The sequence below is a fragment of the Streptomyces sp. Tu 2975 genome (genome assembly GCF_009832925.1).
Classification (GTDB): domain Bacteria; phylum Actinomycetota; class Actinomycetes; order Streptomycetales; family Streptomycetaceae; genus Streptomyces.
Genome location: NZ_CP047140.1, coordinates 6,153,757 through 6,174,140 on the forward strand (window position 1 = coordinate 6,153,757; position 20,384 = coordinate 6,174,140).

Consider the following 20,384-nt stretch of genomic DNA (forward strand, 5'->3'; position numbering starts at 1 on the left):
TGGCACCGGGTGCCGACATGCAAAGGGCCCGGTGCGGATCGCAGATCGCGCACCGGGCCCCTCACAGGAAGCCGCTAGCGGCGAACCGCGTCCAGAGCGTCGGCGACGCCCGTGCCGTAGAAGCCGTTGTCGCGCTCGCCGCCCTCGCACACCGCGTCGACGGTGCCGTTGCCGTCGATGTCGTACGGGTTGGTGCACGCCGTGTTGTCAGCCTGCGCGTACAGCAGACCCTTGACCAGGGCCGGCGGTGCGTACGGGTGGGTCGACTTGATCAGCGCGGCCACACCCGCGACGTGCGGGGAGGCCATCGACGTACCGGCCTTGTAGCCGTAGCCGCCCGGAACCGTGGAGAGGATCCGGCCGTCGACCGCCGGCGCGTCCGGCGCCTGGTAGCGCGTCGAGTCGCCGCCGGGGGCGGAGATGTCGATCACGCCGTTGCCGTAGTTGGAGTACGAGGCCTTCAGGCCCTTCGCACCCAGCGCGGACACCGTGACGACGCCAGGGATCTGCGTCGGGATGTCCAGGCACTCGCGCGGGTTGATGACCCGCTCGACCGGGGTGGTGTCGTTCGGGCTCGTGGTGTCGGTGAGCTCGTCCGCCGCCAGGTCCATGCGGGAGTTGCCGGCCGCGGCGACGTTCACAGCGCCCTTGCCCTCCGCGTAGCGGGTGGCGCGGGAGACGGCCTCGACGAGGGCCTTCTGGTCCGCGTCGTTCTTGCAGTTGAACAGCCACGGGTCCGTGTAGTAGCTGTTGTTGGTCACGTCGACGCCGTGCTCCGCCGCCCACACGAAGCCGCAGACGACGGCCTCGGTGTAGAAGAAGCCGTCGGGCTGCGAGACCTTGATGCCGGAGACCTTCACGCCCGGCGCGACGCCGGTGACGCCGACGCCGTTCTTCGCGGCGGCGATCGTGCCCGCGACATGGGTGCCGTGGTCGGACTCGGTCGGACCGGGACGCCAGGCGCCGTCCGCAGTGTTCGGCACGCCGCCCACGCAGCTGACGGAGGCCTCGCGGTCGAAGTTCGGCGCGAGGTCCGGGTGGGTGTCGTCGACACCCGTGTCGATGACCGCGACCGTGACCTTGGCACTGCCGAGCGTCTTCTCGTGCGCCTTGTCGGCCTTGATGGCCGGGAGGTCCCACTGCAGGGGCTCCAGCGGGTCCTGGTCGGAGGACGCCACCGCGGCGGAGGCCTTCGCCTCGTCGGCGGTGAGCGGACGCTCCGACTCGATGGCCATGTCGGCCGAGGGCGCCAGAGGCGCGGTGCGCGTGGCACCGGCCGACGCCACGCCCCGCACACCGCGGATGGTCGTGGCGAAGTCCGGGTTCTGCGAGTGGACGACGATGACGCCTATCTGGTCGTAGGACATCACCACCGTTCCGCCGGCCTTGGCTATGGCCTTCTTGACCGACTTTGCGGTGCCGTGACCGCCCTTCACGTTCACGACGTACGACAGCTTGGGTCCGTCCGCCTGGACCGCCGCAGGTACGTCGTCGACCGGCGCCGCCGTAGCGGCCCCCGCGGGTAGGAAGCCGAGCGAGGCCGTGAGCGCCAGACCGGCGGGCAGCGCGAGTGCGCGGCGCCGTCTGGATCCCAGATGAGCCATGGGTTCTCCACATCATCCGTGACAACCGCCCAGACACCCCTGTGCGAATGGGCGGGTACATGACGAGCGAAGCTATCGCTGATCAAGGTCCGGATTCAATGGGTTCGCGAAGGAAGTACAGAAGAAAAAAGACCGGAGCTGAACCAGTTCGGCGCGCGCTCCGTGCCGTTGTCAGGGAGTGGAACACCAACGAACCGCCCCTGCCAGTGACATCCCCGAGTCCATCCCCACCGCACCCGCGTCGCGAGGAGATTCCGTGACCACCGAGGCACCGCCGCCCGAGCGCGATAGGCAGACCAGCACCGCCCAGCCCACGACAGAGTCGTTCGTGCAGGTGCAGCGGAGTACGGAATTCGGCGAACTGCGCCGCACATACCGTTCCTTCGCCTTCCCCTGACCATCGCGTTCATCGCCTGGTACCTGCTCTACGTCCTGCTGTCGAACTACGCCGGCGGCTTCATGGGCACGAAGCTCTTCGGCAACATCAACGTCGCTCTGGTCTTCGGCCTCGCGCAGTTCCTGACCACGTTCCTCATCGCCTGGTTCTACTCCCGGCACGCCGCCGCGAAGCTCGACCCGAAGGCCGAGGCCATCAAGTCCCGTATGGAGGCCGACGCATGAGCCCCGCCCTGCACCTCGCGGCCTCGAGCGCCACGACCGAGCACCGGCCGCTGATCATCACACTCTTCGCGGCCTTCGTCGTCGGGACGCTGTTCATCACCGTCTGGGCCGGCCGGCAGACCAAGGACGCCGCCGACTTCTACGCGGGCGGACGCCAGTTCACCGGCTTCCAGAACGGCCTCGCCATCTCGGGCGACTACATGTCGGCCGCCTCGTTCCTCGGCATCGCCGGCGCCATCGCCCTCTTCGGCTACGACGGCTTCCTCTACTCGATCGGCTTCCTGGTCGCCTGGCTCGTCGCCCTGCTGCTGGTCGCGGAACCGCTGCGCAACTCCGGCCGCTACACGATGGGCGACGTCCTCGCCTACCGGATGCGCCAGCGCCCGGTCCGTACCGCCGCGGGCGTCTCCACCATCGTCGTCTCGATCTTCTACCTGCTCGCACAGATGGCGGGCGCGGGCATCCTCGTCTCACTGCTGCTCGGCATCACCAGCGACGGCGGGAAGATCGCGATCGTCGCCCTCGTCGGCCTGCTGATGATCGTCTATGTGACCATCGGCGGGATGAAGGGCACCACCTGGGTGCAGATGGTCAAGGCCGTCCTGCTCATCGCGGGCACCCTGCTCATCACGTTCCTGGTGCTGTGGAAGTTCAACTTCAACATCTCCGACCTGCTCGGAGAGGCGGCGAAGAACAGCGAGATCGGCCAGAAGGGCAACCCCGACGCCTTCCTCGAGCCCGGGCTCAAGTACGGCGTCGACGGTATGACGAAGCTCGACTTCATCTCGCTCGGCATCGCGCTCGTCCTCGGCACCGCAGGACTCCCGCACATCCTGATCCGCTTCTACACGGTGCCCACCGCCAAGGCCGCGCGTAAGTCCGTCAACTGGGCCATCGGCATCATCGGCGCCTTCTACCTGATGACCATCGCGCTGGGCTTCGGCGCCGCCGCGATTGTCGGCCCCGCGGAGATCAAGGCGTCCAACCCGGCGGGCAACACCGCGGCCCCGCTGCTCGCCCTACACATCGGCGGCGTCGACTCCGCCTGGGGCGCGATCCTGCTGGCCGTGATCTCGGCCGTCGCCTTCGCCACCATCCTCGCCGTCGTCGCCGGACTTACGCTGGCCTCCTCGTCGTCGTTCGCGCACGACATCTACGCCAACGTCATCCGCAGGGGACAGGCCACGGAGAAGGAGGAGGTCCGCGCCGCGCGCTGGGCGACCGTCTTCATCGGCATCGTGTCCATCGCCCTCGGCGCGCTGGCCCGCGACCTGAACGTGGCCGGCCTCGTCGCCCTCGCCTTCGCGGTCGCCGCCTCGGCCAACCTGCCCACGATCCTCTACAGCCTGTTCTGGAAGAGGTTCACCACCCAGGGCGCCCTGTGGTCCATCTACGGAGGCCTCGCCTCCTCGGTGTTCCTGGTGCTGTTCTCGCCGGTGGTCTCCGGCAGCGCGTCCGCGATGTTCCCGAGCGTGGACTTCGCCTGGTTCCCGCTGTCCAACCCGGGTCTCATCTCCATCCCGCTGGGCTTCCTGCTCGGCTGGCTGGGCTCGATCCTGACCAAGGAGAAGCCCGACGAGGGCAAGTACGCCGAGCTCGAGGTCAAGTCCCTCACCGGCATCAACGCCCACTGAGAGGAAACCGACACACGCATGTCGGCGGCCGCGTCGTAGGGTCCTACGACGCGGCCGTGCAGTACCTCGTGCCAATCGGGCCCTGGTGTTGTCGGCGCCGTCGCGTAGGCTCGAAACCGTCGGATCCGCGAATAGGGGAGGGGGCCCACAGTGCTCATCGACACCTACGGCCGAGTGGCCACTGACCTGCGCGTTTCGCTGACGGACCGGTGCAATCTGCGGTGTACGTACTGTATGCCGGAAGAGGGCCTCCAGTGGCTGGCCAAGCCCGATCTGCTCACCGATGACGAAATCGTCCGCCTGATCGGCATCGCCGTCACCGACCTCGGCATCACCGAGGTGCGCTTCACCGGCGGTGAGCCGCTGCTGCGGCCGGGACTGGTCGGCATCGTCGAACGCTGCGCCGCCCTCGAGCCCCGCCCCAAGATGTCACTCACCACCAACGGCATCGGGCTCAAGCGCACCGCCGCGGCCCTGAAGGCCGCCGGCCTCGACCGGGTCAACGTCTCCCTGGACACCCTGCGGCCCGATGTCTTCAAGACCCTCACCCGCCGCGACCGCCACCACGACGTGCTCGACGGTCTCGAAGCCGCCCGTGCCGCCGGCCTGACCCCGGTCAAGGTCAACGCCGTCCTGATGCCCGGCATGAACGACGACGAGGCCCCGACCTGCTCGCCTGGGCCGTGGAACACGACTACGAGCTGCGTTTCATCGAGCAGATGCCGCTCGATGCACAGCACGGCTGGAAGCGTGACGGCATGATCACCGCCGGGGACATCCTCCAGTCCCTGCGGACGCGCTTCACCCTCACCCCCGAAGGCGACGCCGCGCGCGGATCCGCGCCGGCGGAGCGGTGGCTCGTCGACGGCGGGCCGCACCGGGTCGGCGTCATCGCCTCCGTCACCCGTCCGTTCTGCCGTGCCTGTGACCGGACGCGGCTCACCGCCGACGGTCAGGTGCGCACCTGCCTCTTCGCCACCGAGGAGACCGACCTGCGGGCGGCGCTGCGCTCGGAGGCGCCCGACGAGGAGATCGCCCGCATCTGGCGGCTGGCGATGTGGGGCAAGAAGGCCGGATCCGGCCTCGACGATCCGTCGTTCCTTCAGCCGGAGCGGCCCATGTCAGCCATCGGCGGCTGACCCGGCCCCGGCACCCCGCTCCCACTCCTCCAGCGTCACGACGTCCTTCAGGAAACCGCGCACCCCGAGGAACTGGGACAGGTGCTCGCGGTGCTCCTCGCACGCCAGCCACGTCTTGCGGCGGTCCGGAGTGTGCAGTTTCGGGTTGTTCCAGGCGAGGACCCAGACGGCGCCGGTACGGCAGCCCTTGGCCGAGCAGATCGGGGTCTCGTCACTCACCGGATGATTCACGGGATCATTGTCCCAGCATGGCGACGCCGAGCAGCCACGGGGGGAGCTGCCCGGCGTCGGTCCGTCGCTCCGACGGGGGATGCGGAGCGCGTACGCAGTATGTCACGGGGGACTGGGTGCGGTGCACCGGAACTTCATGATTGATCTGAGCTTTTCTTGAGCTTCGCGACCCCGTCGGACACCGCTCGTGATCAGCGCTGCCCGGCCCCCGGACGGTCCTCCTGGAAGGGCTCCGCCTCCGGCTCCGGTTCCGCCTCCGGCTGCCCGGGACCGGCGTCGACGGCCGGCCGGACCGGGGGCTCGACGAACGTCGACGGGAGCGAAGGGGCGTTCTCCCGCCCGGCGTTGGCGATGACGACGGAGATGTACGGCAGCAGTACACCGAGCGCCAGCGCCACGATCGCCACATGGCGTTCCACGTTCCACAGGACCGCCGCGAGGATCACGGCGACCGTCCTGATCGACATCGAGATCACATAGCGGCGCTGCCTGCCGCGGACGTCATCGGCAAGGCCCTGCCGTGCGCCGGTGATCCGGAAGACCTCGCTCCCGCCGTGCTTCCGCATCGTGCTCCACCACCCGATTTCCCCGCGCCGGACGTTCGGCGGAAATTCCCCTGCTCCGACCCTCCACGGTACGCCTGGGATGCGCCGCGTTCGAGAGCGGGGCCGCCCCATGTCTGCGTGCCCTGCCTGCGCAGACGCACGTACGGCTGACTTCGACATGCGCCGTACGGCCCACGGGCCGAGACTGACGACGTAACTGCTTACGCAGGGCCGTACAAGGAGGCAGCCATGGGCTGGTTGTGGGCGATCATCGTGGGATTCGTGCTGGGCCTGCTCGCGAAGGCGATCATCCCAGGCAAGCAGCACAGTCCGCTGTGGCTGACCACCATCTTCGGCATCATCGGCGCCATCATCGGCAACGCCGTCGCACGTGGTTTCGGCATCGCGGAGACCAGCGGCATCGACTGGGGCCGGCACGCGCTGCAGCTCGCGGCTGCCATCGTCATCGTCTTCCTGGGCGACATGGCCTACACCGCCGCCCGCGGCAAGAAACAACATCACGCCTGACGAACGTCCGTGGCCGGGTGGGCGATCACGCCCACCCGGCCACGGGCATGTCCGCTCCGGTCAGCCGGCCACGGGCATGTCCGCTCCGGTCAGCCGGCCGCGACCTCGACCGCCGCCAGGTTCTTCTTGCCCCGGCGCAGCACCAGCCAGCGGCCGTGCAGCAGGTCGTCGTCGGCCACCGACGCGTCCTCGGCGGTCACCTTCACGTTGTTCACGTAGGCGCCGCCCTCCTTCACCGTGCGGCGGGCGGCGGACTTGCTCGGCGCCAGACCGACCTCGGTGAACAGGTCGACCACCGGCAGCAGCTCGCCGACCCGCGCGTGCGGCAGCTCGGCGAGGGCGGCACGCAGTGTCGCCTCGTCCAGGTCCGCGAGCTCGCCCTGACCGAACAGCGCCCGAGAGGCGTTGATCACAGCGGCGCACTGGTCCGCGCCGTGCACCAGCGTCGTCAGCTCCTCCGCCAGCGCGCGCTGCGCGGCCCGTGCCTGCGGCCGCTCCTCGGTCTGCTTCTCCAGCTCCTCGAGTTCCTCGCGGCTCCTGAAGCTCAGGACCCGCATGTAGCGGGAGATGTCCCGGTCGTCCGTGTTCAGCCAGAACTGGTAGAACGCGTACGGCGTCGTCATCTCCGGGTCGAGCCAGAGCGTTCCCGTCTCCGACTTGCCGAACTTGGTGCCGTCGGCCTTGGTCATCAGCGGCGTGGCCAGGGCGTGCACGTCGGCGTCCGGCTCGAGCCGGTGGATCAGGTCCAGGCCCGCGGTCAGATTGCCCCACTGGTCGCTGCCGCCCTGCTGCAGGGTGCAGCCGTAGCGGCGGTACAGCTCCAGGAAGTCCATGCCCTGCAGCAGCTGGTAGCTGAACTCCGTGTAGCTGATGCCCTGCTCGGACTCCAGGCGGCGGGCGACCGAGTCCTTGGTGAGCATCTTGTTGACGCGGAAGTGCTTGCCGATGTCCCGCAGGAACTCGATCGCGGACATCCCCGCGGTCCAGTCCAGGTTGTTCACCATGATCGCCGCGTTGTCGCCCTCGAAGGACAGGTAGGGCTCGATCTGCGAACGCAGCCGGTCGACCCACCGCGCGATCGTCTCCGGATCGTTCAGCGTGCGCTCCGCGGTCGGCCGCGGGTCGCCGATCTGACCCGTCGCCCCGCCGACCAGCGCGAGCGGGCGGTGCCCGGCCTGCTGGAGGCGGCGGATGGTGAGCACCTGCACCAGGTGACCGACGTGCAGGCTCGCCGCGGTGGGGTCGAAGCCGCAATAGAACGTGACAGGACCGTCCGCGAGAGCCTTGCGCAGGGCCTCTTCGTCGGTGGACTGGGCCATCAACCCGCGCCACTTCAGCTCGTCGACGATGTCCGTCACGGTGTCGTGTCTCCTCGGAACAGTGGAAGCCCCGCTGGGTGGTAGCAGGGCGCTACCACCCAGTCTATTGGTGACCGGAGGCCGGGCCGACCGGACATACGGCGCTCACACCCCCTTGCTCACCGAGCTCATGTTGAAGTCCGGCACCCGCAGCGCGGGCATCGAGGCCCGGGTGAACCAGTCGCCCCACTCACGCGGCAGCGTCTTCTCGCTGCGCCCGGCCTCCGCCGCCCGTGAGAGCAGATCGACGGGCGATTCGTTGAATCGGAAGTTGTTGACCTCGCCGACGACCTCGCCGTTCTCCACCAGATACACGCCGTCCCTGGTCAGACCGGTCAGCAGCAGCGTCGCCGGATCGACCTCGCGGATGTACCAGAGGCACGTCAGCAGCAGACCACGGGCCGTGCCGGCCACCATCTCCTCCAGGCTCCGCTCGCCGCCGCCGTCCAGGATGAGGTTCCCCGCACCGGGCGCCACCGGCAGGCCGGTCAGACCGGCGCTGTGCCGGGTGGTCACCAGATGATCGAGCTTTCCGTCCCGCACCCAGTCCGTCGCCGTGATCGGGAGACCGTTGTCGAAGACGGAGGCGTCGTCGCCGGAGGAGTGCGCGATCACGAACGGGGCCGACTCGAGGCCGGGCGCGTGCGGGTCGCTGCGCAGGGTCAGCGGGAGGGGGGACAGCTTCTCCCCGACGCGGGTGCCGCCGCCCGGCTTGGAGAAGACCGTGCGGCCCTCCGCCGCGTCGCGGGCCGCGGACGACCACATCTGGTAGATCAGCAGGTCGGCCACCGCGGTGGGCGGCAGCAGCGTCTCGTACCGGCCCGCGGGCAGCTCGGTGCGGCGCTGCGCCCACACCAGGCGCTGCGCCAGCTCGGCGTCCATCACGCCCGGGTCGACGTCCTTGAAGTCCCGCGTGGAACGTCCCGCCCACGCCGAGCGCGTACGGTCCGGGGACTTGGCGTTCAGCTCGAGGGTGCCGTTCGGCTGGTCGTGCCGCAGCCGCAGTCCGGTGGAGGTGCCCACATACGTGGAGGTCATCTCGTGGTTGGCGAAGCCGTACAGCTCCCGGCCGCCGGCCCGGGCCCGGGCGAAGGCCTCGCCGAGGGCCGGTGCGAAGTCGGCGAACACGGCGGAGCCGGTCTCGGCGGGAGCGTCCGTGAAGTCGGGGGACGCCGGGGTGCCCTCGACCAGCGGCTGGGCGTCCTCCGCGGGACCGGCACCGCGGGCGGCCGCCTCGGCGGCGCGCACCAGCGGCTCGAGGTCGGCGGCCGTCACCGCGGACCGGGACACCACGCCGGAGGCGGTTCCCTCGGCGCCGTCGACGGTCGCGATGACGGTGAGGGTGCGGCCGCGGGTGACGCCGTTGGTGGTCAGGGCATTGCCGGCCCAGCGCAGATTGGCGGACGACTCCTCGTCGGCGATGACGACACAGCCGTCGGCGGTGGACAGCGCGAGAGCCCGCTCGACGATCTCGTGCGGCTTGGTCGTACGGGGGCTCATCGGCCGGCCTCCTGCGTTGTGTTCAGAATGTTGACGCCCCGGAAGAGGGCGGAGGGGCAGCCGTGGGAGACCGCGGCGACCTGGCCCGGCTGGGCCTTTCCGCAGTTGAACGCGCCGCCGAGCACATAGGTCTGCGGGCCGCCGACCTTCTCCATGGAGCCCCAGAACTCGGTGGTCGTCGCCTGGTAAGCGACGTCCCGGAGCTGTCCGGCCAGCCGGCCGTTCTCGATCCGGAAGAACCGCTGCCCGGTGAACTGGAAGTTGTAGCGCTGCATGTCGATGGACCACGACCGGTCGCCGACGACGTAGATCCCGCGCTCGACCCCGCCGATCAGGTCCTCCGTCGACAGGCCGCCCGGATCCGGGCGGAGCGACACGTTCGCCATCCGCTGCACCGGGACGTGCGCGGGGGAGTCGGCGTAGGCGCAGCCGTTGGAGCGGCCGAGGTTCGTCAGCTTCGCGATCCGCCGGTCCAGCTGGTAGCCGACCAGCGTGCCGTCCTTGACCAGGTCCCAGCTCTGCGCCTCGACGCCCTCGTCGTCGTACCCGATCGTCGCCAGCCCGTGCTCGGCCGTCCGGTCGCCGGTCACGTTCATCACGGACGAGCCGTACGCCAGCTTCCCCAGCTGGTCGAAAGTCGCGAACGACGTTCCGGCGTACGCGGCCTCGTAGCCGAGCGCCCGGTCCAGCTCGGTGGCGTGGCCGATCGACTCGTGGATCGTCAGCCACAGGTTCGACGGGTCGACCACCAGGTCGTAGCGGCCGGACTCGACGCTCGGCGCGCGCATCTTCTCCGCGAGCAGTCCGGGGATCTCCTCCAGTTCCCGGTCCCAGTCCCAGCCCGTGCCGGTCAGGTACTCCCAGCCGCGGCCGGCCGGCGGCGCGATCGTGCGCATCGAGTCGAACTCGCCGGTGGTGCCGTCGACGGCGACCGCGGTGAGCTGCGGGTGCAGCCGGACCCGCTGCTGGGTGGTGACGGTACCGGCCGTGTCCGCGTAGAACTTGTTCTCGTGGACGGTGAGCAGCGACGCGTCCACGTGCGCCACGCCGTCCGCCCGCAGCAGCCGGCCGCTGAAGTCGGCGAGCAGCGCGGTCTTCTCCTCGTCGGGTACCTCGAAGGGGTCGATCTCGTACGAGGAGACCCACGACCTGTCCGAGTGCACCGGCTCGTCCGCCAGCTCCACCCGCTCGTCGGACCCGGCCGCCGCGATCACCTTCGCCGACAACTTCGCCATCGCCACCGCCTGGCCCGCGACCCGCGCCGCGGCGTCCATGGTGAGATCCACCCCCGAGGCGAAGCCCCACGCACCCCCGTGCACGACGCGCACGGCGTACCCGAGGTCCGTGGTGTCGGAGGAACCGGCGAGCTTGGCGTCACGCAGCCGCCAGGACGCACTGCGTACGCGCTCGAGACGGAAGTCGGCGTGCTCGGCGCCGAGCGCGCGGGCCCGGGCGAGTGCCGCGTCGGCGAGCGCCCGCAGCGGCAGCGCCGTGAAGGCTTCGTCGATGGAATGAGGCACGGATGTCTCCTGTCGTCGCGACGGGTCGCCCCGATCATGTCGCGACGGGGGGCCCGTTGCCCAGCGGGTTGTGGAGGATGCCGCGCGGTCCTCTTCTGTAGGGACCCGACAGTGACTGATCTGCGGTGCTGTCAGGGACCGATTCCCCGTACGACGGACCGGACCGATAGGTTTTCGGGTAGTCGCCTGGCTGCCAGGTGCTCCAGACCACTGACGAAAGGGTGATCCGTTGAGCCGCTCGGTTCTCGTCACCGGAGGAAACCGGGGCATCGGCCTCGCCATCGCCCGCGCTTTCGCCGAGAACGGCGACAAGGTCGCCATCACCTACCGGTCGGGCGAGCCGCCCGCCGAGCTCGTCGAGGCGGGCTGCATGCCCGTCCGCTGTGACATCACCGACGCCGAGCAGGTGGAGCAGGCCTACAAGGAGATCGAGGAGAAGCACGGCAATGTGGAGGTGCTGGTCGCCAACGCCGGCATCACCAAGGACCAGCTTCTGATGCGGATGTCGGAGGACGACTTCACCTCCGTCCTCGACACCAACCTCACCGGCACCTTCCGGGTCGTCAAGCGCGCCAACCGCGGCATGCTGCGCGCCAAGAAGGGCCGTGTCGTGCTGATCTCCTCCGTCGTCGGGCTGCTCGGGTCGGCCGGGCAGGCCAACTACGCCGCCTCGAAGGCCGGCCTGGTGGGCTTCGCCCGCTCGCTGGCCCGTGAGCTCGGTTCGCGGAACATCACCTTCAACGTCGTCGCACCCGGTTTTGTCGACACCGACATGACGCAGGTGCTCACCGACGAGCAGCGCGCGGGCATCGTCTCGCAGGTGCCGCTCGGCCGTTACGCGAAGCCGGAGGAGATCGCCGCGGCTGTGCGCTTCCTGTCCTCCGACGACGCCTCGTACATCACTGGAGCCGTCATCCCCGTTGACGGCGGATTGGGCATGGGTCACTGATCACATGAGCGGAATTCTCGAGGGCAAGCGCGTCCTGATCAGCGGTGTGCTGATGGAGTCCTCCATCGCCTTCCACACCGCCAAGGTGGCCCAGGAGCAGGGCGCGGAGGTCATTCTGACCGCCTTCCCGCGGCCCACCCTGACCGAGCGCATCGCCAAGAAGCTGCCCAGGCCCGCCAAGGTCATCGAGCTCGACGTCACCAACGACGAGCACCTGGCCAGGGTCGAGGAGCTCGTGCGCGAGGAGCTCGGCGGTCTGGACGGGGTCGTCCACTCGATCGGCTTCGCCCCGCAGGACGCTCTCGGCGGCAACTTCCTCAACACGCCCTTCGAGTCGGTGTCGACCGCGATGCACGTCTCCGCGTTCTCGCTGAAGTCCCTGACGATGGCCTGTATGCCGCTGATGCAGAACGGCGGCTCGGTCGTCGGCCTGACCTTCGACGCGCAGTTCGCCTGGCCGCAGTACGACTGGATGGGCCCGGCGAAGGCCGCGCTCGAGGCCACCAGCCGTTACCTGGCCCGTGACCTGGGCTCGCGCAATGTGCGCTGCAACCTGATCTCGGCGGGCCCGCTCGGCTCGATGGCCGCCAAGTCCATCCCCGGCTTCTCCGACCTCGCGAAGGTGTGGGACGAGCGTTCCCCGCTCGAGTGGGACATGGCCGACCCCGAGCCCGCCGGCCGCGGTGTCGTCGCGCTGCTCTCGGACTTCTTCCCGAAGACCACCGGCGAGATCGTCCACGTCGACGGCGGCGTGCACATCATGGGTGCCTGACCAGCACATACGTACACCAGGGACGCCCCGTCCACCGCCCGGCGCGGTGGGCGGGGCGTCCCTCGTTCGGCTCAGCGACGCGGCGGGCGGCGGCGAGGGCGGCGATGCTGGAGGAGCACATCTTCCTTGTGGTGCTGTTGTGGCGCGTGCGCCGCAGCCCGGCCGAGGAGGTCCTGCTCGTGCGTACGAAATGGCGCAACGCCTCCGCTCTGGCCGCCGCGACGGTCCTCGTGTGGGTGATCACCTTCACCGCCCTTCAGTTCCGTCAGGAGACGCAGGACCCCCGCCCGGCGCAGCGGCCGTCGTACCAGGCGCGGTGCAGCACCGTCGTGGAAGGCTCCCGGGTCACCGCCTACTGCCACAACCCGTTTCCCGCCGCCGATCGCGTGCGGCTGCACGTCGAGTGCGACCGCTGGTGGGACGTCGACGCGGACACCGCCCCGGTCCTGCTCCGCCCGGCCGAGTACGGGGAACTGACCGGGCGGTGCTGGAAGGAGATCCGCTCGGTGTGGATCAGCCACCAGCCGCCGCGGGCCGACGCAGGCACATGAACGGGTAGCCCGCGGCCTCCGAGGCCGCCGCGTCGCCGTCTCCCGCGCGGATCGCCTCGACCATCCGCGCGTGGTCCATGTGGTGCTCGGGGCGCAGTTCCTGGCCGACGTCCTCACGCAGCCAGTCACGCAGCAGATCCCCGAGGTCGGCGTAGAGCCCGGTCAGCACCTCGTTGTGCGAGGCGGCCACCACGGCGAGGTGGAACGTCGCGTCGGCGGCCACGAACGCCTCCGCGACGCCGGACGCCCATGCCTCCTCGCGCCTCGCCAGGAGGGCGTCCAGCTGCCTGAGGTCGCGGTCGGTGCGCCGCTCGGCAGCCAGCCTGGCCGCGGAGGACTCCATGGTGGAGCGCAGCTCGGCGATGTGCCGTGGGTCGGCGTCGGCGAACCGCCGGTGCATGACGCCTGCGAGCTCGCTGGTGGCCAGCACGTACGTCCCGAGCCCTGCCGGATGTCGAGCAGCCCGTTGTGGGCCAGCGCCCGCACTGCCTCGCGCACCGTGTTGCGGGCGACGCCGAGCTGTTCGACGAGTTCCGGTTCGGTCGGGATCCGCGAACCCACCGGCCACTCGCCCGAGGTGATCTGGTTCCGCAACTGGGCGATCACCTGGTCGGACAGTGCGGAACGCCGGGGAGAGGACAGCGCCATGGTGCTCCTTGTCGTGAAGGCGTCCGCCTGACGCCCTGAGGCGGCCGACGGCCGAGGTGTCGTCCAGGATTGGACAACCAATCATCCCATGATTCTATGATGGGCCAATGCCTGACGAGACCCGCACACTGAGCCCCGCCGCGACGGCCCCTGCTCCCCAGGATTCTGCCGCCCGCACGGGCCCGACGTGGATCACCCGGCTCGTCCTCGTCGGCATCGTCCTCGCCGCGCTCAACCTGCGCCCCGCCATCACAAGCCTCGGAGCGCTGCTCGAAGAGGCCAGGACCGGGCTGCACATGAGCGGCAGCGTGGCCGGCATGCTCACCTCCGTCCCGCCGCTGTGTTTCGCACTCTTCGGCACCGCGGCCCCCGCCTCGCCCGCCGCTTCGGACCCGGCGCCGTCCTGTGCGCCGGAATGGCGGCCATCGCGACGGGGCTCGCCGTACGGCCCTTCGCCGGTGGTACGGGCGGGTTCCTCGCCGCCAGCGCACTCGCCCTGATGGGCATCGCCGTCAGCAACGTGCTGATGCCCGTGATCGTCAAGCGCTACTTCCCCGGCCGGGTCGGTTCCATGACCGGCCTCTACTCGATGGCGCTGGCGCTCGGCACCTCCGTGGCGGCGGCCGCGACCGTGCCCATCACGAACACGCTGGGCGGCAGTTGGCGGGTCGGCCTCGCCGTCTGGGCGCTGCTGGCTGCCGTCGCCGTACTGCCCTGGCTCGGGCTGGTGCGCGACCGCGACCGCGAGGACGGCACGGCGCGGACGGAGCGGGGGGACGAGCCCACCCCGGCTCCGCGGATCACCCGCAGCCCGACCGCCTGGGCCCTGGCCTGCTTCTTCGGGCTCCAGGCGACCGGCGCGTACATCACGATGGGCTGGATGCCGCAGATCTTCCGCGACGCGGGTGTCTCCGCGCAGACCGCCGGCGTGCTGCTCGCCGTCACCATGGTCATGGGCGTGCCGCTGGCCTTCGTCATTCCGCGACTGGCGACCCGGCTGAACCAGCAGGGACCCATCGCGATCGCACTCGGCCTGTGCGGCCTGACCGGCTACCTGGGACTCCTGCTGGCACCGGCGGCGGGCGCGTGGGCGTGGGCGCTGCTGCTGGGCATCTCGAACTGCGCGTTCCCGCTGGCGCTCACCATGATCGGCATGCGGTCGAGGACCGGTGCGGGCGTCGTGCGGCTCTCCGCGTTCGTCCAGTCGACCGGCTATCTGATCTCCATCCCCGGGCCGCTCCTGGTCGGTGTGCTCTATCAGCACAGCGGCGGCTGGGGCCTTCCGATCGGGCTGATGGCCGCCCTTCTCGTGCCCCAGATCGCCATGGGCGTCCTCGCGGGCAGGGACCGGACGATCGAGGACGAGACCGGGGTGCGAGACTGAGACCATGCCAGTGCTCGACCCGAACCCCAGAACGGCCAGAAGAAGCTCCTCGGCATCTTCGGCCTGATCCTGCTCATCGGCGTGGTCATCTCGATCATCGCCACGATCGCCGCTCCCTGAGTCCGCCCCGCACCGGCCCGGCACCGGGGCGCCTCCCTCCCCCGACGAGGACGAGGGTGGTGCTGGCACCACCTTCCCCTAGGGGGCCAGGTTCAGGGTGAAGTGGGTGGGCCACCGGATGGGCCCGGCCGTCCATGATCCGTACGTTTGAGGGACTCGACCTCTCGACGCACGGAGGCGGCCATGCCGGCCCACACGCACCCCCGGTCCCTCACCCGGTCACCGGGCGTCGCCAGGGGCGAGCTGCCCTGGTGGGCGCTGGCACTCCCCGTGATCGCCTTCTGCGCGCTGCTCCTGCTGATCGCCGGTCCGGGGCAGGCACACGCCGCGGCGGGCGACGAACAGGGGGTCGGCGAGTTCATCCGGCTCGTGCACCGGATGCTGGCCCGTTGACGGGGTCACTCTTCACGGCGGAGCACGTCAACACCCTGCGCCCGCTGGCTCATTTCATGCGAAGCTGGGTGACATGAGCGCCGCTGTGTCTTCCGGTGGGACACCCCCCGGACCTCCCGAATCCCGCAGGATCGTCCTCCTCCGGCACGCGAAGGCCGACTGGCCCCAGGTGTCCGACCATGAGCGCCCGCTCGCCGAGCGCGGCCGGAAGGACGCCCCGGTGGCCGGCCGCCGGCTCGCGGAGACCGGTATCGATTTCGACCTGGCCCTGTGCTCGACAGCGGTCAGGACCCGCGAGACATGGAAGCTCGCGGTGCATGAGCTGCCGCACCGCCCGAAGACCGTCTACGAGGAGCGGCTCTACGAGGCCTCCCTCGGCGATCTGCTCGCCCTGCTGACCGAGACCCCGGACGACGTCAACGACCTGCTCGTCATCGGCCACAACCCCGGTATGCACGCGTTGGCGGACGCCCTCGCGGGCAGCACGGAGGGTGACGCGCTGGCCCGGATGACCAGCGACGGCTTCCCGACCTCGGCGTTCGCCGTCCTTGCGATCAGCGGACCGTGGAAGTCCGTGGAGCACGGCGTGGGCAAGCTGCTCGACTACTGGACCCCGCACGAGTGATCCGGCACGAACAGCGGCAGGGCCCCGGCACACCGAGTGTGCCGGGGCCCTGCCGCTTCGTGTTCGCGGACGTCAGTGCTCGCCGGTGCCGTCGTCGGCTGCCTCGACCTCTTCACGGGTGATGCCCAGCAGATAGAGCACCGTGTCGAGGAAGGGCACGTTGACCGCGGTGTGCGCGGCCTTGCGCACGACGGGCTTGGCGTTGAACGCGACGCCGAGCCCCGCGGCGTTCAGCATGTCGAGGTCGTTGGCGCCGTCGCCGATCGCGACCGTCTGGGCGAGCGGGACCCCGGCCTCGGCAGCGAAGCGGCGCAGCAACCGGGCCTTGCCGGCCCGGTCCACGATCTCGCCGACGACCCGGCCGGTGAGCTTCCCGTCCTCGATCTCCAGAGTGTTCGCCGACGCGAAATCGAGCCCGAGCCGCTCCTTGAGGTCGTCGGTGACCTGGGTGAAGCCGCCGGACACGACGCCCACTTGGTAGCCCAGCCGCTTCAGCGTGCGGATCAGGGTCCGCGCACCCGGAGTGAGCCGCACCTCCGTACGCACCTTGTCCACCACGGAGGCGTCGAGGCCCTCCAGCAGCGCCACCCGCGCGTGCAGCGACTGCTCGAAGTCCAGCTCGCCGCGCATCGCCGCGGCGGTCACCTCCGCGACCTGGTCCTCGCAGCCGGCGTGGGCCGCGAACAGCTCGATGACCTCGTCCTGGATGAGCGTGGAGTCCACGTCCATGACCACCAGCCGCTGTGCCCGCCGGTGCAGTCCCGCGGAGACGACGGCCACGTCGACGCCGATCTCGGCGGCCTCCATGGCCAGCGCCGTCCGCAACGGTTCGGTCTCCACGCCGGAGACCGCGAACTCCACGGCGGTCACCGGGTACTTCGCGAGCCGGAAGATGCGGTCGATGTTGCCGCCGGTGCCGGCGATGGTGGCCGCTATGGCCGCGGTCGACTCCGCGGTGAGCGGGTGGCCGAGCACGGTGACGTGCGAACGCCCGCTGCCGCGCGGCCGGTTGTCGCCCGTACCGGAGATGATCTCGGCCTGCAGCTTCAGGGAGTCGGCCCAGCTGTGCACGGTGGCCCGCAGGTCGCCCTCGGTGGCCCCGCCGGCCGTCGGTGCCGTGACGAGCGCGCAGAGCACGAGGCGGCCACGGGAGACGACCTGCTCGATGTCGACGACATCGACGGCGTACGCGGCGAGGGTGTCGAAGAGCCCGGCGGTGATCCCCGGGCGGTCCTTCCCGAAGATCTTCACGAGAAGGGTGGGGACATCGGCGTCGGGAGGGGGCTGAGATGCGCTCATGGTGCTACCACCGTATCGGGCGACGGCCGGGAGGAGCGGTCCCGTCCCGCCTGGCGGACACCTGAGCGGCCGACGCACGCCCGTGCGGCCGGGGGTGGAGCATCCGACCGGTATGGCGCGGATTATTCGGTTCACGCATATCCGGCACCACTCGTGGGTGATCGTCGCTGCCGACCCGGTCCCGCCGCGTCGGCGAACGTCCCAACTCGGTACCGAACGAGGTCTTCACACGGCCCGGCTTTCGGATACGGGACCGGGCCTGAAATAGTTCCCCACGATGTTCGCCTTCCCTAGACTCCCGGCAACGGGGAAGCTCGGGGGACAACTAGTGGGGCATGGAGTGCCGGAACTCGTACTGGAATTGAACGGAAACACCTGGACGCTCGATCCGTCCAGGTCGTACACCCTGGGCCGTGATCCCCAGGGCGATGTGGTGATCGACGACGCCCGGGTCTCGTGGCGGCACGCCACGATCAGCTGGGGCGGGCGCAGTTGGGTCATCGAGGACCACGGCAGCACCAACGGCACGTATGTGCAGGGCCAGCGGATCCACCAGATGGAGATCGGCCCCGGCACAGCGGTGCACCTTGGCAACGCCACCGACGGTCCGCGCCTCGGCCTGAGCGGCGTCGGCGCGGTGGCGGGCGCCGGCGCCTACGCCCAGGGTGCGCCGCAGCAGGCCGCGCAGGCGCCGGTGCAGCAGCAGCCGCAGCAGCAGGGCTGGCCGCAGCCGCCGCAGCAGCCCGCCCAGCAGGGGTGGCAGCAGCCCCCGCAGGCACAGCAGCCGCAGGTCCCGCACCAGCAAGGGGTGCAGAGCGCCCAGGGCGTCCCGCCGGTCCACGGCGACCGCAGCCCGACGACGTTCCACCAGCTCTCCCTGGGCCGCGTCATGCGCATCGGCCGTGCGCTCGAGAACGAGCTGGTCGTCTCCGACCTGCAGGTCTCGCGCCATCACGCCGAGTTCACCGCGCACCCCGACGGCCGCTTCGAGATCCGTGACCTCGGTTCCCACAACGGCACCTACGTCAACGGTCAGCCGATCGCCAAGTCCGGCACGGTCCTCATCGGCCCGAACGACATCGTCGGCGTCGGCCACTCCACGTTCCGTATCGTCGGCGGCCAGCTCGAGGAGTTCGTCGACACCGGCGAGGTCTCCTTCTCGGCCCGCCACCTCACGGTCACCGTCGACGGCGGCAAGCAGATCCTGCGTGACGTCTCCTTCGGTGTTCCGGAGAAGTCGCTGATCGGTGTCATCGGCCCGTCCGGCTCCGGAAAGTCCACCCTGCTCAAGGCGCTCACCGGCTACCGGCCCGCCAACCAGGGCGACGTCCTCTACGACAACCGCAGCCTCTACAAGCAGTTCGCCGAACTGCGCCAGCGCATCGGTCTGGTTCCGCAGGACGACATCCTGCACAAGGAGCTCACCGTCCGTAAGGCGCTGAAGTACGCGGCCAAGCTCCGCTTCCCCGGCGACACCGCCGAGGCCGAGCGCGAGGCCCGTATCGACGAGGTGCTGCGCGAGCTGAAGCTCGACATCCACAAGGACAAGAAGGTCACCTCGCTCTCCGGCGGCCAGCGCAAGCGCGTGTCGGTCGCCCTCGAGCTGCTGACCAAGCCGTCGCTGATCTTCCTCGACGAGCCGACCTCCGGTCTCGACCCGGGCATGGACCGTGACGTCATGCAGCTGCTGCGCGGCCTCGCGGACGACGGCCGTACGGTCCTCGTCGTCACGCACTCCGTGGCCGAGCTGGGGCTGTGCGACAAGCTCCTGGTGATGGCTCCCGGCGGTTCTGTGGCCTACTTCGGTCCGCCGGAGGAGGCGCTCAACTTCTTCGGCTACAGCACCTGGGCCGACGTGTTCTCCGCGTTCGAGAACTACCGCGACTACGACTGGGCCGGCCGCTGGCGCGGTTCGCAGCACTACCAGATGTACGCGGCGGACATCGACGCCGTCGCCGCGCAGTCCGTGAACATGCCGCCGGCGCAGCAGATGCGTCCGCCGAAGCCGCAGAGCTGGGGATCCCAGCTGTTCACCCTGATCCGCCGCTACGTCTCGGTGATCGTGTCCGACAAGGGCTTCATGGCCCTCATGCTGATCCTGCCGGCGGTGCTGGGCGCGGTGAGCCTGCTCATCGACCCGGACAAGGGTCTGCTGGTGAACCAGAACGCGCAGACCGGCCGGATCATCCCGAACGGCACGGCCACCACGGTGCTGCTGATCCTCGCGGTCGGCGCCTGCTTCGCCGGCGCGGCGAACTCCGTCCGTGAGCTGATCAAGGAGCGGGTGATCTACGAGCGGGAGCGCGCGACCGGACTGTCACGCTCCGCGTACCTGATGTCCAAGGTCGTCGTCCTCGGCATGATCACCGTGATCCAGGGCGGTCTGGTGGGGGCCATCGGCTTCGCCACCCGCGAGCTCCCGGAAGAGGGGCTGGTCCTCGGCGGGGCGGTCATGCTCGAGCTCTCGCTGCCGATCATGGCTCTCGGCTTCACGTCGATGATGTTCGGACTGATCATCTCCGCTCTGGTGAAGACCGCGGAGAAGACCATGCCGCTGCTGGTGATGTTCGCGATCATCCAGGTCGTGTTCACCGGCTGCCTGTTCATCCTGCACGGCACTGTCGGCGTGAACGAGTTCTCGTACCTCATGCCGTCGCGCTGGGCGGTCGCGGCCGCCGGTACCACGCTGGACTTCAACAGGATCAACCCGAACACGGACGACCCGACCAGCACCGACCCCCTGTGGGACCACGAGGCTGCCGCCTGGGGCATGGACATGGCCGCACTGATCGCTCTCGGCGCCCTGTGCGGTGTGCTCGTCGCCCGCTTCCTGCGCCGCCACGAGCCCGAGGTCATGCGCAAGTGACGCACGTCACGCGCTGACAGCACGACGCCGAAGGGCGCACCCTGCGCGGGGTGCGCCCTTCAGCGTCTGTTCGTGTCCGCCGGTTGTGCTGCCGGCT

At 69.9% G+C, this 20,384-nt stretch carries 16 protein-coding genes and 4 pseudogenes; 12 read left to right on the forward strand and 8 right to left on the reverse strand.

The features are described 5' to 3' along the window. Positions 1-74 precede the first annotated feature (74 nt). The gene (locus GLX30_RS27320; protein ID WP_159693260.1) at positions 75-1,604 is read right to left on the reverse strand and encodes a S8 family serine peptidase; all 1,530 of its coding nucleotides are present in this window, start codon (positions 1,602-1,604) and stop codon (positions 75-77) included. A 256-nt stretch (positions 1,605-1,860) separates the two neighbouring features. Here GLX30_RS27320 and GLX30_RS27325 point away from each other — a divergent pair. From GLX30_RS27325 to moaA, 3 genes and pseudogenes are all read left to right on the forward strand, one after another. Continuing rightward, positions 1,861-2,225, forward strand: a pseudogene (locus tag GLX30_RS27325) (DUF485 domain-containing protein). Beyond that, complete coding sequence (locus GLX30_RS27330; RefSeq protein WP_159693262.1) at positions 2,222-3,859, forward strand: cation acetate symporter; 1,638 nt, start codon at positions 2,222-2,224, stop codon at positions 3,857-3,859. The pseudogene GLX30_RS27325 and the gene GLX30_RS27330 overlap by 4 nt, the downstream one beginning before the upstream one ends. A 150-nt stretch (positions 3,860-4,009) precedes the next feature. Then, positions 4,010-4,998: pseudogene (moaA, locus tag GLX30_RS27335) on the forward strand (GTP 3',8-cyclase MoaA). On the opposite strand, the gene GLX30_RS27340 reads toward moaA, so the two are convergent. Both GLX30_RS27340 and GLX30_RS27345 read right to left on the reverse strand, forming a co-directional pair. Further along, complete coding sequence (locus GLX30_RS27340; protein ID WP_159695281.1) at positions 4,981-5,217, reverse strand: hypothetical protein; 237 nt, start codon at positions 5,215-5,217, stop codon at positions 4,981-4,983. The pseudogene moaA and the gene GLX30_RS27340 sit on opposite strands and share 18 nt — an antisense overlap. A 203-nt stretch (positions 5,218-5,420) precedes the next feature. Next, positions 5,421-5,795, reverse strand: coding sequence for a DUF3099 domain-containing protein (locus GLX30_RS27345; RefSeq protein WP_159693264.1), 375 nt, complete (start codon positions 5,793-5,795; stop codon positions 5,421-5,423). A 228-nt stretch (positions 5,796-6,023) separates the two neighbouring features. Between GLX30_RS27345 and GLX30_RS27350 the strand changes: the two genes are divergently transcribed. Next, positions 6,024-6,302: a GlsB/YeaQ/YmgE family stress response membrane protein gene (locus GLX30_RS27350; protein ID WP_159693266.1), complete on the forward strand. Its 279-nt coding sequence runs from the start codon at positions 6,024-6,026 to the stop codon at positions 6,300-6,302. 89 nt (positions 6,303-6,391) lie between these two features. Here the strand turns inward: GLX30_RS27350 and tyrS are convergent, their stop codons facing one another. The 3 genes from tyrS to GLX30_RS27365 all read right to left on the reverse strand — a co-directional run bounded on the left by tyrS (position 6,392) and on the right by GLX30_RS27365 (position 10,680). After that, positions 6,392-7,660 carry a tyrosine--tRNA ligase gene (gene tyrS / locus GLX30_RS27355; protein WP_159693268.1) on the reverse strand — a complete coding sequence of 423 codons (1,269 nt, stop codon included), beginning with the start codon at positions 7,658-7,660 and terminating at the stop codon, positions 6,392-6,394. A 105-nt stretch (positions 7,661-7,765) separates the two neighbouring features. Beyond that, positions 7,766-9,160 carry a metallopeptidase TldD-related protein gene (locus GLX30_RS27360; protein ID WP_159693270.1) on the reverse strand — a complete coding sequence of 465 codons (1,395 nt, stop codon included), beginning with the start codon at positions 9,158-9,160 and terminating at the stop codon, positions 7,766-7,768. Next, positions 9,157-10,680 carry a TldD/PmbA family protein gene (locus GLX30_RS27365; RefSeq protein ID WP_159693272.1) on the reverse strand — a complete coding sequence of 508 codons (1,524 nt, stop codon included), beginning with the start codon at positions 10,678-10,680 and terminating at the stop codon, positions 9,157-9,159. The genes GLX30_RS27360 and GLX30_RS27365 overlap by 4 nt, the downstream gene beginning before the upstream one ends. Positions 10,681-10,909: 229 nt before the next feature. Here GLX30_RS27365 and fabG point away from each other — a divergent pair, with 229 nt between their 5' ends. From fabG to GLX30_RS27380, 3 genes are all read left to right on the forward strand, one after another. Beyond that, on the forward strand, positions 10,910-11,629 hold the full coding sequence (fabG, locus tag GLX30_RS27370; RefSeq protein WP_159693274.1) for a 3-oxoacyl-[acyl-carrier-protein] reductase: 720 nt from the start codon (positions 10,910-10,912) through the stop codon (positions 11,627-11,629). 4 nt (positions 11,630-11,633) lie between these two features. Continuing rightward, complete coding sequence (gene fabI, locus GLX30_RS27375) at positions 11,634-12,401, forward strand: enoyl-ACP reductase FabI (protein ID WP_159693276.1); 768 nt, start codon at positions 11,634-11,636, stop codon at positions 12,399-12,401. 104 nt (positions 12,402-12,505) lie between these two features. Next, entirely contained in the window at positions 12,506-12,952 is a 447-nt protein-coding gene (locus GLX30_RS27380) for a hypothetical protein (RefSeq protein WP_244258294.1), read from the forward strand. On the opposite strand, the pseudogene GLX30_RS27385 reads toward GLX30_RS27380, so the two are convergent. Then, positions 12,915-13,600 (reverse strand): annotated as a pseudogene (locus GLX30_RS27385) (FadR/GntR family transcriptional regulator). The gene GLX30_RS27380 and the pseudogene GLX30_RS27385 overlap by 38 nt on opposite strands. Before the next feature lie 107 nt (positions 13,601-13,707). On the opposite strand from GLX30_RS27385, the pseudogene GLX30_RS27390 reads away from it, so the two are divergent. The 4 genes and pseudogenes from GLX30_RS27390 to GLX30_RS27400 all read left to right on the forward strand — a co-directional run bounded on the left by GLX30_RS27390 (position 13,708) and on the right by GLX30_RS27400 (position 16,122). Continuing rightward, a pseudogene (locus tag GLX30_RS27390) lies at positions 13,708-14,984 on the forward strand (MFS transporter). Positions 14,985-15,047: 63 nt separating this feature from the next. Then, positions 15,048-15,104 (forward strand): hypothetical protein, encoded by a 57-nt coding sequence (locus GLX30_RS35935; protein WP_279632634.1) that lies wholly within the window; start codon positions 15,048-15,050, stop codon positions 15,102-15,104. Positions 15,105-15,287: 183 nt separating this feature from the next. After that, entirely contained in the window at positions 15,288-15,497 is a 210-nt protein-coding gene (locus GLX30_RS27395) for a hypothetical protein (RefSeq protein ID WP_159693278.1), read from the forward strand. A 73-nt stretch (positions 15,498-15,570) separates the two neighbouring features. Further along, a complete protein-coding gene (locus GLX30_RS27400) occupies positions 15,571-16,122 on the forward strand; it encodes a histidine phosphatase family protein (RefSeq protein WP_159693280.1) in 552 nt (183 codons plus the stop codon). 72 nt (positions 16,123-16,194) lie between these two features. On the opposite strand, the gene serB is transcribed toward GLX30_RS27400, so the two are convergent. Next, positions 16,195-17,421: a phosphoserine phosphatase SerB gene (serB, locus tag GLX30_RS27405; RefSeq protein WP_159693282.1), complete on the reverse strand. Its 1,227-nt coding sequence runs from the start codon at positions 17,419-17,421 to the stop codon at positions 16,195-16,197. 340 nt (positions 17,422-17,761) lie between these two features. On the opposite strand from serB, the gene GLX30_RS27410 reads away from it, so the two are divergent. Continuing rightward, positions 17,762-20,287: an FHA domain-containing protein gene (locus GLX30_RS27410; RefSeq protein ID WP_244258295.1), complete on the forward strand. Its 2,526-nt coding sequence runs from the start codon at positions 17,762-17,764 to the stop codon at positions 20,285-20,287. The last annotated feature ends 97 nt before the right edge of the window (positions 20,288-20,384 follow it).

Coding starts and splice junctions, on each gene's coding strand:
- fabI (WP_159693276.1), top strand. CDS start 11,634: ATGAGCGGAATTCTCGAGGGCAAGCGCGTCCTGATCAGCGGTGTGCTG.
- serB (WP_159693282.1), bottom strand. CDS start 17,421: ATGAGCGCATCTCAGCCCCCTCCCGACGCCGATGTCCCCACCCTTCTC.
- GLX30_RS27350 (WP_159693266.1), top strand. CDS start 6,024: ATGGGCTGGTTGTGGGCGATCATCGTGGGATTCGTGCTGGGCCTGCTC.
- GLX30_RS27345 (WP_159693264.1), bottom strand. CDS start 5,795: ATGCGGAAGCACGGCGGGAGCGAGGTCTTCCGGATCACCGGCGCACGG.
- GLX30_RS27360 (WP_159693270.1), bottom strand. CDS start 9,160: ATGAGCCCCCGTACGACCAAGCCGCACGAGATCGTCGAGCGGGCTCTC.
- GLX30_RS27330 (WP_159693262.1), top strand. CDS start 2,222: ATGAGCCCCGCCCTGCACCTCGCGGCCTCGAGCGCCACGACCGAGCAC.
- GLX30_RS27395 (WP_159693278.1), top strand. CDS start 15,288: ATGCCGGCCCACACGCACCCCCGGTCCCTCACCCGGTCACCGGGCGTC.
- GLX30_RS27380 (WP_244258294.1), top strand. CDS start 12,506: ATGCTGGAGGAGCACATCTTCCTTGTGGTGCTGTTGTGGCGCGTGCGC.
- GLX30_RS27320 (WP_159693260.1), bottom strand. CDS start 1,604: ATGGCTCATCTGGGATCCAGACGGCGCCGCGCACTCGCGCTGCCCGCC.
- GLX30_RS27400 (WP_159693280.1), top strand. CDS start 15,571: ATGAGCGCCGCTGTGTCTTCCGGTGGGACACCCCCCGGACCTCCCGAA.